The organism is Paraburkholderia sp. BR10141 (assembly GCF_056155635.1).
Genome location: NZ_JBMIQH010000003.1, coordinates 363,274 through 376,875, shown reverse-complemented (window position 1 = coordinate 376,875; position 13,602 = coordinate 363,274). Strand labels below are relative to the sequence as shown.

The following is a 13,602-nucleotide window of genomic DNA, read 5'->3' as shown; positions in this document are numbered from 1 at the left end:
CCGCTTTCTTCAGGTTTTCGCGCCGAGATCCAGCAGCCGTACCGCATTCTCCTTGAGGATCAACGGGCGCACTTCCGGCTTGATGTCGAGCGTATCGAAATCCGCGAGCCAGCGATCCGGACGGATCAAGGGAAAGTCGGAAGCGAACAGCACTCGCTCGCGCAACAGCGTATTCGCGTACTTCACCAGTTCCGGCGAGAAGTATTTCGGCGACCAGCCCGACAGGTCGAGATACACGTTGGGCTTGTGCAGCGCGATGGAAAGCGCCTGCTCCTGCCACGGCCAGGAGGGATGCGCGATGACGATTTTCATGTCGGGGAAATCGGCGGCCACGTCGTCGAGATAGATCGGCTCCGAGTACTTCAGACGCAACCCGCCGCCGCCGCGCATGCCCGAACCCATGCCCGAGTGGCCGCTATGAAACACCGCGGGCAGGCCATATTCGGCAATCACTTCGTATAGCGGGTAAGCCAGCCGGTCGTTGGCGAAAAAGCCCTGCATGGTGGGATGAAACTTGAAGCCGCGCACGCCATGCGCCTCGATCAGCCGCCGCGCCTCGCGCGCGCCGAACTTGCCCTTGTGCGGGTCGATGCTGGCGAACGCGATCATGATGTCGGCGTTCCGCTGCGCGAAGTCGGCGATCTCTTCGTTGTCGATGCGGCGACGCCCGATATTCGCCTCGCAATCCACCGTGAACATCACGAAACCGATGTTGCGCTCGCGGTAGTGCTCGATCGTTTCCGGAATCGTCGGGCGGCGGCCTTGCTTCAACACGGTGCCGAAATACTTGTCGGCGGCGTCGTCGAACTCCTTCGCGAAGAGGTCGGGCGGCTGGCAGCACGACACTTCGGCGTGGACGTGCGTGTCGATCGCAACGAGCTGGTCGATGTTCAAAGGTGTCTCCTCCTTATTGTCACTCGCCGCACGAGCGCTTAAGCAGCGCGCAGATTGCGCACGCAGGCATGCAGCAGCGCGTGGAGTTTTTCCGCTGTTTCGGTGTCCATATCGTCGAGCATTGCGCCTTCCACGTGGTCGGCGGCGGCGTCGCATTCGCCCAGCAGCGCGTTGCCGGCTTCCGTGAGCGAAAGCAGCACCACGCGGCGGTTCATCGGATCGGCTTCTCGCATGACCCAGCCGTTCGCCTCCATCGTCTTCACGACTTCGTTGGCGGCCTGCGGCGTGATGAACGAGCGCTCGGCGAGTTGCGCATTGGACGAGCGGCCGCGCGCACGCAGCACGGAAAGCGCGGTGTACTGCGGCAGCGTGAGCCCGTGGCGCGCAAGCGCTTCGGTCAGGCGGCGCGACACGACGCGGTCGAGCTGGCCGATCAGGTAGCTCAGGCGCATGGGCGGCACGGTGTGCGGGCTGCCCTCGGCGGCTGGCTGCGCGATTCGGGCGCGCGGCGCAGTGGGTGAGGTTTTCTGGTTCATCGCGTTTTACGGGTTTGTACCGACGAGATCATATTCTACTTTACATATCAAGTAGCCTGATAGTAAATTGATTTCAAGCCGCGAGTGCGGCAGTGTCTACGGAGAGAGAGAATGAGTTACGAAGGTCGCTGGAAAACGGTCAAGGTTGCGGTCGAGGGCGGCATCGGCTGGGTGACGTTCAACCGGCCGGAAAAGCGCAACGCCATGAGCCCGACGCTCAACAAGGAGATGATCGACGTGCTCGAAACGCTCGAGCTCGACGCCGAGGCGCAAGTGCTCGTGCTGACCGGCGAAGGCTCGGCATGGACGGCCGGCATGGACCTGAAGGAATACTTCCGCGAGGTCGATGCGGGCCCCGACGTGCTGCAGGAGCGCATTCGCCGCGACGCGAGCCGCTGGCAATGGCAGCTGCTGCGCATGTATTCGAAGCCGACCATCGCGATGGTGAACGGCTGGTGTTTCGGTGGCGGCTTCTCGCCGCTCGTGGCGTGCGACCTCGCGATTGCCGCGGACGAAGCCACGTTCGGTCTTTCGGAAATCAACTGGGGCATTCCGCCGGGCAACCTCGTGAGCAAGGCGATGGCGGATACGGTGGGCCACCGCGAGGCGCTTTACTACATCATGACGGGCGATACCTTTACGGGCCAGCAGGCCGCGAAAATGGGCCTGGTCAACAAGAGCGTGCCGCTCGCGCAGCTGCGCGAGGAAGTGCTCGCGCTTGCCGCGAAACTGCTCGACAAGAACCCGGTCGTGCTGCGCAACGCGAAGCATGGCTTCAAGCGTTCGCGTGAACTGACGTGGGAGCAGAACGAGGACTATCTCTACGCGAAGCTGGACCAGGCCAACCATCGCGACAAGGAAGGCGGCCGCGAGCAGGGCCTCAAACAGTTCCTCGACGACAAGAGCATCAAGCCGGGCTTGCAGGCATACAAGCGCTAATCGATAGCGGCGCACCAGACAGAGGAGACAACGACATGCATGAAACCCGGCTTCTGATCGGCGGCGAGAAGCGCCGTGCGTCGAACGGCAAGACCTTCGAGCGCATCAATCCGGCCACGCGCGCGGTGGCCACGCGTGCGGCAGCGGCCACGGTGGAAGATGCGGACGCGGCCGTTGCCGCGGGCGCGCGCGCCTTCCCGGCGTGGGCCGCGCTCACGCCCACGGAGCGCCGCAAGCGCCTGCTGGCCGCCGCCGAGCGCATGGATGCGCGCACGGCGGACTTCATCGCCATCGGCGCGGCGGAAACGGGCGCAATGGCGAACTGGTACGGTTTCAATGTGATGCTCGCCGCCAACATGCTGCGCGAAGCGGCCGCCATGACCACGCAGATCGACGGCGCGGTGATCCCATCCGACGTGCCCGGCAGCCTCGCGATGGCCGTGCGCCAGCCGTGCGGCGTGGTGCTCGGCATGGCGCCCTGGAACGCACCGGTGATTCTCGCCACGCGTGCGCTCGCCATGCCGCTCGCGTGCGGCAATACAGTGGTCCTGAAGGCATCCGAAGGGTGTCCCGGCGTACATGCGCTGATCGGCGAAGTGCTTAACGAGGCGGGGCTGGGCGAGGGCGTCGTCAACGTGCTCACGCATGCACCGGAAGATGCACCGGCCATTGTCGAGCGCCTGATCGCCAATCCCGCCGTCAAACGCGTGAACTTCACGGGCTCGACGCGCGTGGGGCGCATCGTCGCCGAACTTTCTGCTCGGCATTTGAAGCCCGCACTGCTCGAACTGGGCGGCAAGGCGCCCGTGCTCGTGCTCGACGATGCCGATCTCGACGCGGCAGTGGAAGGCATAGCGTTCGGCGCGTTCTTCAATCAAGGGCAGATCTGCATGTCGACCGAACGCGTGATCGTCGACCGCAAGATTGCCGATGCGTTCGTCGACAAGCTCGTTGCGAAGGCACGCACGCTGAAGGCCGGCGACCCCACGCAGCCGGGCTCGGTGCTGGGGACTCTGGAGAGCGAAGCATCGGCGCGACGCATACTCGCGCTCGTGGAAGACGCGCGCGAGAAGGGTGCGAAACTGCCGCTGGGCTGCGAGGTGAACGTCGCGATCATGCAGCCTGTGATCGTCGAAAACGTCACGCGCGAGATGAAGCTCTACGCCGACGAATCGTTCGGCCCCGTGGTGACGGTACAGCGTGTGGACAGCGACGAAGAAGCGGTGAAGGTCGCCAACGACAGCGAGTACGGGCTTTCGGCGGCGGTGTTCAGCCGCGATATCGCGCGCGCCATGAACGTGGCGAAGCGCATCGAATCGGGCATCTGCCACATCAACGGGCCGACGGTGCACGACGAAGCGCAAATGCCGTTCGGCGGCGTGAAGGCGAGCGGCTATGGCCGCTTCGGCAGCAAGGCTTCGATCGCCGAATTCACGGACCTGCGCTGGATTACCGTGCAGACCGGCCCGCGCCACTATCCGATCTGAACGCGCGCATCACGACATGAACCACCGGGCCGTCTGCGCCGATCCACCGCGCAGCCTGGCACCGGTCAAGCAAAGGAGACAGGCTTTGGATTCGGAGCCGACCCAAACGCATGCTCGCGCCGTCGTGCAACCGGACTTCGCCGGTTATCGCGCCGTCGCGATCGGCTCGGCCGCGCCGCAGATCGAACGGCGCGGCGACTGCTGGTATTTGCGCTCGAGCGAGGCGCTCGACGACTACCCCGAACGCGTGACCGACCGGCTCGTGAGCGGCGCGCGCGAGCATCCGGAGCGCTGGCTCGTGGCGCGCCGCGGCGCCGACGGCCAATGGCAGGGCATCAGCTACGCGCAGATGCTCGAACGCGCCCGTGGGATCGGGCAAGCCTTGATCGAGCGAGGCTTGTCGGCGGAGCGCCCGGTCGCGCTGCTCTCGGGCAACGATCTCGAACATCTGCAGATGGCGTTCGGCGCGTTATGGGCCGGCGTGCCCTATGCGCCCATTTCTCCCGCTTATTCGCTCGTCTCCAGCGATTACAACAAGCTGCGGCACACGCTGGGTCTGCTCAATCCCGGCCTCGTATTCGCGGCGGACGGCCCCGCTTTTGCCGCGGCGCTCGACGCCGCGGTGCCCGCCGATATCGAGCGCGTGGTCGTGACGCCGGCTGGCGGCGGCCGCCGCGAGACGCCGTTTTCGACGTTGCTCGAGACGCAGGCGGGCAGCTTCGAAGCCGCGCAGGCGCGCGTGAGCGGCGACACGATCGCGAAGTTCCTCTTCACCTCCGGCTCGACGCGCCTGCCGAAGGCCGTGCCCACCACGCATCGCATGCTGTGCAGCAATCAGCAGATGCTGCTGCAGACGTTCCCGCAGTTCGGCATCGAGCCGCCGGTGCTGGTGGACTGGCTGCCGTGGAATCACACCTTCGGCGGCAGCCACAACGTGGGTATCGCGCTCTACAACGGCGGCACGCTCTATATCGACGACGGCAAACCCGTGGCCGGCCGCTTCGAAGAGACGCTGCGCAATTTGCGCGAAATCGCCCCCACGCTCTACTTCAACGTCCCGAAGGGTTGGGAAGAACTGACTGCCGCGCTCGAAACCGACGCGCAACTGCGCGAGACGTTTTTCTCGCGCGTGAAGATGTATTTTTTCGCGGGCGCGGGGCTCTCGCAGGCGGCGTGGGACCGGCTCGAACGCGTGACGCAGGCCCATTGCGGCGAGCGCATTCGCATCATGGCGGGCCTTGGTATGACCGAGACCGCGCCGTCGTGCCTCTTCACGACCGGCCCGGTGATGGGCGCGGGCTATATCGGCCTGCCCGCGCCGGGCTGCGAGACGCGTCTCGTACCCGTGGACGGCAAGCTCGAAGCGCGCTTTCGCGGCCCGAACGTGATGGGCGGCTACTGGCGCGCGAACGAGGCGGACCGTCACGACGTGTTCGACGAAGAGGGCTACTACCGCACCGGCGACGCCGTGCGCTTCGTCGATGCCGGGCGGCCCGAACTCGGCCTGCTGTTCGACGGACGCATTGCTGAGGATTTCAAGCTCAGCTCCGGCACGTTCGTGAGCGTGGGGCCCATGCGCGCGCGCATCGTCTCGGGCGGCGCACCGTACGTGCAGGACGCGGTGATCGCGGGCATGGACCGCGACGACATCGGCGTGCTGATCTTTCCGCGCCTCGACGAATGCCGCCGGCTCGCGGGGCTCGATGCGAGTGCGCCCGCGCGCGACGTTCTGGACGCGAGCGCCGTGCGCGACTTCTTTGCTGACCTGATGGAGCGGCTGAACCGCGAGGCGACGGGCAGCGCGACCCTCGTCACGCGACTGCACCTGATGGACGCGCCGCCGTCGCTCGATCTGGGCGAGATCACGGATAAAGGGTCGATCAATCAGCGCGTCGTGCTGAGCCAGCGCGCGGCGCTCGTAGACGCGTTGTACGCCGCGCGGGGCACAGAAACGCGCGTGATTTTCGCTCGTCATCTGCAGCACGTTTGAGGAACGGTCACGATGAGTCTCGACTATCAGGTCCCGCTGTGCGACATGCGCTTCGTGATCGACGAATGGATCGAAGCACCCGCATGGTGGCGCAGCGTTCCCGCATGGGCGGACCTCGACAGCGCGACGGCGCAGCAGGTGCTCGAAGAAGCCGCACGTTTCGTGATGGAACGCGTCGCGCCGCTGAACCCGGCGGGCGACCTCGAGGGGTGCCGCTTCGAGGGCGGCGAGGTCTCGATGCCCACGGGCTTTCGCGAGGCGTATGCGGATTTCGTCGCGGCAGGCTGGCCGACGCTCGCGCTCGACGCCGACGCGGGCGGCCAGGGCCTGCCGCAACTGCTCGAAGTCGCACTGCAGGAAATGCTCGCGGCGGCCAACCACGCATGGCTGATGTCGCCCGGCCTCACGCATGGCGCGACGGCGTGTCTGATGGCGCACGGCAGTGATGCGTTGAAGCGCGACTGGCTGCCGAAGATCGCGAGCGGCGAGTGGCTTGCCACGATGTGCCTGACCGAGCCGCAGGCGGGCAGCGATCTCGCGCTGCTGCGCGCGCGAGCGACGCCCGACGCGGCGCACGGCGCCTGGCGCATCGACGGCAGCAAGATCTTCATCACGGGCGGCGAGCACGATCTGACCGACAACATCGTGCACCTCGTGCTCGCGCGTCTGCCCGATGCGCCGGCGGGCACGAAGGGCCTCTCGCTCTTCGTGGTGCCGAAATGGACCTTCGGCGAGACCGGCGAGCGCGTGCGCAACGGCGTGCATTGCGAAGGCATCGAAAAGAAGATGGGCCTCAAGGCCAGCCCGACCTGTTCGATGCGTTTCGAGCACGCGCTGGGCTGGCTGGTGGGCGAGCCGCATCGCGGCCTCGCTTCGATGTTCGTCATGATGAACGCGGCGCGCCTGCAGGTGGCGATGCAGGGTGTGGGCCACGCGCAGCTTGCCTGGCAGCGCGCGCACGCCTACGCGCACGAACGCGTGCAAATGCGCGCCGTGAGTGCGCCTGCGCAATACGAGGGCGAGCCGGCGCAGGCCGCGCCGATCGCGTTTCATCCGGCCATGCGGCGCATCCTGCTCGACTTGCGCGCGACGGTGGAGGGCCAGCGGGCCATCGGCTACTGGATCGGTTACTGGCTCGACGTGGCCGCGCGCCACCCCGATGCGAACGAGCGCCAGGCGGCGGGGCAGCTCGCCTCGCTGCTCACGCCTGTCGCCAAGGCGTTCTTCACCGCCAATGGCTTTGCGGCGGCATCGCGTGCGCTGCAGGTGTTCGGCGGCTACGGCTATATCCACGAATACGGCGTGGAGCAGACGGTGCGCGACAGCCGCGTCGCCATGCTTTACGAAGGCACGAACGAAATCCAGGCGATCGATCTGCTCGTGCGCAAGGTGCTCGGCGATGGCGGCGAGGCGTTGCGCGCGTTGCTTGCGCATGTCACAGCGGACGCCACACGCTGTGTCGCTTCCCACGATCCTGCGCTTCACCGTGCAGGCGCACGGCTCGATGCGTTGGTGGCGGACGTGCAGCGCATCACGGGCGAAATCAGGCAGGGCAGCGCAGACGATTGCGAGTTGCCCTACCGCGTGGCCGACGACTATCTCGCGCTTATCGGCTGGCTGCTGCTTGCATTTGCCTGGGCGCGCACGCTGCGCATCGCGATGGATGCCTCGGCCGACGATCCGTTCTATGCCGAAAAGTGCGTCACGGCGCACTACTTCTTCGCTTACCCGCTCATGGCCTTCGATCACCGGCTGCGGCTCATCGAAGCGGGCTGCCGCACTCCGCTGCCCCATGCATGAAATTTTTTTAGCACGTAGGTTAGGTTAACTAACTAGTGACGGCGCGGTGAAAGGCCGCGACATTCCATTACAAAACGAGGAGGCAACGTGTCGTCATCGACTACGCAGGTGAGCGCGCGCACGGCGGCGGGCACCGCATGGGTGTTGGGTTTGTGTCTGATCGTGGCGGTGCTGGAGGGCGTCGATCTTCAGTCGACGGGCGTGGCCGCGCCGCGCATGGCGCGCGAGTTCGGTCTTTCGGTGAGCCAGATGGGGCTCGCGTTCAGTGCGGGCATGCTCGGGCTCCTGCCCGGGGCGATGATCGGCGGACGCCTCGCCGACCGCATCGGGCGCAAGCGCGTGCTGCTGCTCTCGATGGTCGCGTTCGGCGTGTTCTCGATCTTCACCGCCCATGTGTGGAGCTTTGCCACGCTGCTGGTGGCGCGCGTCTTGACCGGCGTCGGCCTTGGCGGCGCCATGCCGAACCTGATCGCGCTCTCGGCCGAAGCCGTGGCGCCGCGGCTGCGCAATACGGCGGTCAGCATCATGTATTGCGGCATGCCGCTCGGCGGCGCGCTCGCGGCGCTGATCGGCGTCCTCAGTGCGGGCGACACCGAATGGCGGCATATCTTCTATGCGGGCGGCGTCGGACCGCTCGTGGTCGCGCCGCTAATCCTCGCCTGCCTGCCCGAATCCGCGGCCTATGAAGCGGCCTCGAGCCGCGCGCAGTCCACGCAGAGCGGCCCGCCGCCCACGTGGCGCGTGCTGTTCGGCGACGGTCGCGCCGCGGTGACCGCACAGATCTGGATCAGCTTTTTCTGCACGCTGATCGTGCTGTACTTCCTGCTCAACTGGCTGCCCTCGCTGATCGTGAGCCGGGGCCTTTCGCGCAGCCAGGCCGGCGTCACGCAGATCTTCTTCAACGTGGGCAGCGTGATCGGCGTGCTCGGCATCGGCATGCTGATGGACCGCGTCAGGCCCGGGCGAGTCGTCGCGGCTGTCTATGCCGGCATCGCGATTTCGCTTTTCATGCTCGCGGGCGCGGGCAACCTGTTCTGGATCTCGGTGTCGGTGCTGCTCGCGGGCATGGGCGTGGTGGGCGCGCAGTCGATGCTCTACGCGCTTTCCGCGGCGAGCTACGCGACCGTCATGCGCGGCACCGGCGTGGGCGCGGCAGTGGCGGTGGGCCGCGTAGGGTCGATCGTCGGTCCGCTCGCGGCAGGGCAGTTGCTGGCGGGCGGCGCGAGCGCCACGACGGTGATAGGCGCAAGCGTCCCGGTTACGGTGGTGGCGGCGCTCGCCGCGCTGCTCGCGGTGAAGCGAGCGCGCGAATCCTGATGGGCGCCGCCGCGCCGTATCAGAGGTCGAGCACGAGCATGGGCGAGCGCGAGCGCGAGCAGCACGGCAGCAGCTGGTCGTTGGCGGCGCGCTCCTCGTCGGTCAGGTAGAGATCGCGATGGTCCGGCTCGCCGGACAGCACGCGCGTGATGCAGGTGCCGCATACGCCTTGCTCGCATGAGACCGGCACCTCGACGCCGCCCGCGCGCAACGCTTCGACGATGGTCGTGCCGGCCGGGATGTCGATCACGCGCTGGCAGCTCGCGAGGGTGACCTGGAAGGCGCCGTTCGTGTCCGCGTTCGCGCTCGCGCCTGCTTGGGCCGCGCCGAAGTACTCGCGGTGCACGTTCTGCGCGGGCCACCCCGCGCTGGTTGCGGCTGCGAGCACGGCGTCGATGAAGCCCGCAGGGCCACATACGTAGGTATGCTTACCGTCGTGCGGAGCGCCAAGCACGCGCGCGAGGTCGATGCGTGCATCGGCGCCTTCGCTGTCGAAATAGAAGTGCGTGTGCTCGGCAAAACCCGCTTCGGCAAGACGCTCGCGAAAGGCGGCGCGCTGTGGGTCGCGCGTGCAGTAGTGCAGTTCGAACGGGCGGCCTTCCTCACGCAACTGCTCGGCCATGGCGATGAGCGGCGTGATGCCGATCCCGCCCGCGAGCAGGATGGTATGCGTGGCTTGTTCGTCCAGCGGGAAATGATTCTTCGGGATGCTGATTTCCAGGTTCGTACCGGCGTCGAGCGCGTGCATCGCAACGGAGCCGCCGCGCGAAGCCGGGTCGCGCAACACGCCGATGCGGTAGGCGCCGTGATCGGAGGGGCGGTTGCACAGCGAGTACTGGCGCACGAATCCATCCACATGGACGTCGATGTGCGCGCCCGCCGCGAATGCCGGAAGCGGTGCGCCGTCGGCGCTCGCCAGTTCGAACTCGCAGATGTCGGTGGCGACGGGAATCTTGCGCAGAAGGGTGACTTTCATGATGCGTTGGGGCAAGGGAAGGAGAGCGGCCGCGCGTGTCCGCGCGACCGTGGCTTTGGTCGAATCAGTCCGCTGCGGCAGTGGCCGTTGCGTTGCGTTCTGCAGCGATCAGCCGGTCGAGCACGCGGCGCGACTGCACGCCGCCGGCATCGATGTTGAGGCTCAGAATGCGGCGTTCGGGCCACATGAGCAGATTGCGCTGCTGCGATTCGAGCATCTCGAGATCCTCCGAGAAGATCTTGCCCTGGCCCGTGCGGATCGTTTCGGTGAGCGCGTGATCGTGCACGGCGAAGCTGCGCGCCATGCCCCAGAAGTACCAGATCGACGTTTCGGTTTCCGGCGTAATGAAGTCGACGACGATGCTCGACGCCTTGTCGCGCGCATCGGCGTCATATCCGCCTTTGCCTGCGTGCGCCACGCCCACTTCGATCATCACGTGGCTGGGCGGCGAGAAGTGGCAGATTTGCCAGCGGTCGCAGGGCACGTTGTCGGCGAGGCCGTTGCCGCGCAGCGCTGCGGCCCAGAAAGGCGGCGGCATGATGTTGTGCATGAAGCGGCTGGTGGTGACCACGTCGCCGTTGACCGTGGTCTTGGGCGGTGCTTCCTCGATCTCGGGCTGGCCGATGCTCGAGGCGTGCACGTAGGTCTCGTGCGTGAGGTCCATGAGGTTGTCGACCATCAGGCGATAGTCGCACTGGATGTGATAAAGGCCGCCGCCATACGCCCACGCGGGATTGTCGGCCCAGTCGAGGTGATGGATCTTCGCCGGGTCGGCTTGCGCCGCATCGCCGGGCCATACCCAAATGAAACCGTAGCGCTCGACCGCGGGATAGCTGCGCACGGACGGAATGCCGCCCACGCGCTGGCACGGCATGCTCACGCATTTGCCGCTGGCGCCCACGGTGAGGCCGTGATAGCCGCACACCAGATGCCCTTCGCGTACGCTGCCGAGCGAGAGCGGCGCGCCGCGATGCGGGCAGAAGTCTTCGAGCGCGGCGACGCCGCCTTCGGCCGTGCGCCAGAACACCATGCGCTCGCCGCAGATTTGCCGCCCAAGCGGCTTGCCGTCGATTTCATCGGGGGTGCATGCGACATACCATGCGTTTTTCAGGAACATATGTCTCCTCCAGGGCGCCTGGCTGCGCCTTCGTTCAGGGTGAGGGGCGGCACGCATGCCGCCGTTCGAATCAAGCCGTTTAGCGAGCGTGTATACCGCGCGCCACTAGCGCGGATTGCGGCGAATGAGATTGCCGCCAATCAGCCTCGTCATGGCGCGTTGGTTGTCGAGCACGCGCTTGAGGTTTTGATGGGCGATATGCGAATGCTCGCGCATCAGCGCTTCGGCGCGCGCGCCTTCACGGCTTTCGATCGCTTCGAGCACGGCGCGATGCTGGGCTTGCGCGACGATCAGCGTTTCGCGCGCACGCGGGTCGAGCGACTGCACGACGACGAACGCGCTGGCGGATGCAAACGGCAAGGTGGCGACTTTCTCGATCTGCCGCGCCACCACTTCGCTGTCGGAAGCCGCGGCCAGCAGCCGGTGAAAGCGGCCATTCGCTTCGACATAGCGGGAGAAGGTTTCTTCGCTCAACTCGCCCACGAGCAGTTCGTCGATGTCGTCGATGCAGTCGTGCAGGTCGCGGAACATCGAATGGGTGATGCCGCGCTCGGCGGCAAGGCGCGCAGCCAGCCCTTCGAGCGTGCCGCGCAGTTCGATCGAGTCGCGTATTTCATTTTCCGAAAACGAGCGTACGGCATAGCCGCCGCTCGGAATCGGTTCGAGCAGCCCTTCTTCCTGCAGGCGCATGAGCGCCGCGCGCACCGGCGTGCGCGAGACGCCAAGGCGCTCGACCACGGCCAGTTCGGAAATGCGCTCGCCCGGCGCGAGTTCGCCGCCGAGTATCAGTTCTCGCAGCCCGAGCTGGGCCTTGACGGTTTGCGAAGCGGCGGAGCCGGCGCGCGTGCTGGCGGGGGTGTCGTCGATGCCGTTCATGCGTAAGGAAGTGGTGAAAAGCGAATGGAGAAGCGGCCAGAGACTGCACCACGATGTGTACAGATTGTATACAGCGAATCGATCTATTCAATACAACTGTCGCGAAATACAGGGTAAACGTGGAAAAGCAAGCGGAAAGTAAAGAGAAATTGTGTACAACGAGGGTCTTTTTTGATTGACATCACTAGGTCAGGTTTCCTACGATCTCGCTCGAAGTTCGATAAACGAAGCGGAGTTCGTAATACGAACACGCAAGACAACCAAGGAGACAAACGTGACGAGGCAGGCCCAATCACATCATCCGCACGAACCACACGATCTGAAAAACGAACGCAGGACGCTGGTCCTGCTCGCCATCGGCTTCGGTCTGGTCGGGCTCGATCGCTGGATGATCGCGCCGCTCTTTCCTCACATGATGAAAGACCTCAACCTGAGCTACCAGCAGCTCGGCCAGTTGATCGGCATTCTCAGCATTGCGTGGGGCGTGTTCTCGATCCTCATGGGCCGCCTGTCCGACCGCATCGGCCGGCGCAAGATCATGATCGCGGCGATGGTGATGTTCTCGCTGCTCTCGAGCTTCTCGGGTTTCGCGACCGGCTTCGCAAGCCTGCTGCTCATTCGCGCCCTGATGGGCGTCGCGGAGGGCGCATTCACGCCCACCAGCGTGGCCTCCGTGGGCGAGGCCTCGCATCCGTCGCGCCGCGGGCGCAACCAGGGGCTGCAGCTCAGCATGTTCGCGCTGATGGGCCTGGGCCTCGCGCCGATCATCGCGACGCAGTTGCTGCGCGTCGTGCCGTCGTGGCACTGGGTGTTCGCGGTTTCCGCGGTGCCGGGCCTCATCGTGGCCGTGCTGATCGCGACGATGTTGCGTGACGCGCCGCAAATCAAGCCGGTGCACGCGGCGGTTGCGCACGCAACGGGCGGCCCGCGCTGGAGCGCGCTCTTCGCCAGCCGCAATGTCGTGCTAGCCATGCTGGCCACGCTGTGCGCGATGGCGGGCATCTTCGTGATCGGCGCGATGGTGCCCAACTATCTCGTGGACTATCTGCATCTCGACACCGCGCAGATGGGCTTTGTCGTGTCGGCGATCGGCTTCGGCGGCTTTCTCGGCGAGTTCGGCCTTGCCAGTCTCTCCGACGTTGCGGGGCGGCGGCTGACCTCGGTCGCGTCGTTCGCGGGCGCGGCGATTTCGCTGTATGTGTTTGCCCGCATCGGCGCGAATCCGTGGATGCTCTTTGCCGTCCTGTTCGTCGTTTCGTTCTTCGCGCTTGGCATGCTGGGCGTCCTCACCGGGCCGATCGCGACTGAAGCGGCGCCGGCGGGTCTCGTCGCCTCGGCCATCGGCATTACTTCGGGTGCCGGCGAGATTTTTGGCGGCGGCATCGCGCCGGCCATTGCCGGTTATGTCGCGCAGCACGACGGCATTCAGTTCACGCTGCAGTTCGCGCTCGGCGGGCTCATTTGCGGCATCTTCGTTTCGATGTTCCTGATCGAAACCGCACCGCGCGCGCTGGCACGCCGGTCGGCTCCGGTCGCACTGCAATCCGACTGATGTCGCGGTGACGGCGCCCCGGCGCCGTTACGGTTTCCCGAAGTTCGACGATTATTTCAATTAATAAGGTATCCGTAATAAAAGGATGCCGACAAAGAGATCAAGGTAAAGGAGACGT

General features: G+C 65.8%; 11 protein-coding genes. 6 read left to right on the top strand and 5 right to left on the bottom strand.

Annotated features, from left to right (window positions below; all coding sequences use genetic code 11):
- Positions 1-9: 9 nt before the first annotated feature.
- Positions 10-894, bottom strand: a complete 885-nt coding sequence (locus ACOJB8_RS06385) for an amidohydrolase family protein (RefSeq protein ID WP_342948213.1) — start codon at positions 892-894, stop codon at positions 10-12.
- A 38-nt stretch (positions 895-932) separates the two neighbouring features.
- A complete protein-coding gene (locus ACOJB8_RS06380) occupies positions 933-1,430 on the bottom strand; it encodes a MarR family winged helix-turn-helix transcriptional regulator (protein ID WP_342948212.1) in 498 nt (165 codons plus the stop codon).
- Between the two features lie 111 nt (positions 1,431-1,541).
- Between ACOJB8_RS06380 and ACOJB8_RS06375 the strand changes: the two genes are divergently transcribed.
- The 5 genes from ACOJB8_RS06375 to mhpT all read left to right on the top strand — a co-directional run bounded on the left by ACOJB8_RS06375 (position 1,542) and on the right by mhpT (position 8,963).
- A complete protein-coding gene (locus ACOJB8_RS06375) occupies positions 1,542-2,369 on the top strand; it encodes a p-hydroxycinnamoyl CoA hydratase/lyase (protein ID WP_069262195.1) in 828 nt (275 codons plus the stop codon).
- Positions 2,370-2,404: 35 nt separating this feature from the next.
- A complete protein-coding gene (locus ACOJB8_RS06370) occupies positions 2,405-3,856 on the top strand; it encodes an aldehyde dehydrogenase (protein ID WP_475011596.1) in 1,452 nt (483 codons plus the stop codon).
- A gap of 85 nt (positions 3,857-3,941) precedes the next feature.
- Positions 3,942-5,846, top strand: coding sequence for a feruloyl-CoA synthase (locus tag ACOJB8_RS06365; RefSeq protein ID WP_475011593.1), 1,905 nt, complete (start codon positions 3,942-3,944; stop codon positions 5,844-5,846).
- Between the two features lie 12 nt (positions 5,847-5,858).
- On the top strand, positions 5,859-7,646 hold the full coding sequence (locus ACOJB8_RS06360; RefSeq protein ID WP_475011592.1) for an acyl-CoA dehydrogenase family protein: 1,788 nt from the start codon (positions 5,859-5,861) through the stop codon (positions 7,644-7,646).
- An 87-nt stretch (positions 7,647-7,733) separates the two neighbouring features.
- Positions 7,734-8,963, top strand: a complete 1,230-nt coding sequence (mhpT, locus tag ACOJB8_RS06355) for a 3-(3-hydroxy-phenyl)propionate transporter MhpT (RefSeq protein WP_069262191.1) — start codon at positions 7,734-7,736, stop codon at positions 8,961-8,963.
- 19 nt (positions 8,964-8,982) lie between these two features.
- Here mhpT and ACOJB8_RS06350 read toward each other — a convergent pair whose 3' ends face one another.
- From ACOJB8_RS06350 to ACOJB8_RS06340, 3 genes are all read right to left on the bottom strand, one after another.
- Entirely contained in the window at positions 8,983-9,939 is a 957-nt protein-coding gene (locus ACOJB8_RS06350; RefSeq protein WP_475011588.1) for a PDR/VanB family oxidoreductase, read from the bottom strand.
- Between the two features lie 64 nt (positions 9,940-10,003).
- The gene (locus ACOJB8_RS06345) at positions 10,004-11,056 is read right to left on the bottom strand and encodes an aromatic ring-hydroxylating dioxygenase subunit alpha (protein ID WP_475011586.1); all 1,053 of its coding nucleotides are present in this window, start codon (positions 11,054-11,056) and stop codon (positions 10,004-10,006) included.
- Positions 11,057-11,161: 105 nt separating this feature from the next.
- Positions 11,162-11,932 (bottom strand): GntR family transcriptional regulator, encoded by a 771-nt coding sequence (locus ACOJB8_RS06340; RefSeq protein WP_475011583.1) that lies wholly within the window; start codon positions 11,930-11,932, stop codon positions 11,162-11,164.
- Positions 11,933-12,206: 274 nt separating this feature from the next.
- Here ACOJB8_RS06340 and ACOJB8_RS06335 point away from each other — a divergent pair, with 274 nt between their 5' ends.
- Complete coding sequence (locus ACOJB8_RS06335; protein WP_475011580.1) at positions 12,207-13,484, top strand: MFS transporter; 1,278 nt, start codon at positions 12,207-12,209, stop codon at positions 13,482-13,484.
- The last annotated feature ends 118 nt before the right edge of the window (positions 13,485-13,602 follow it).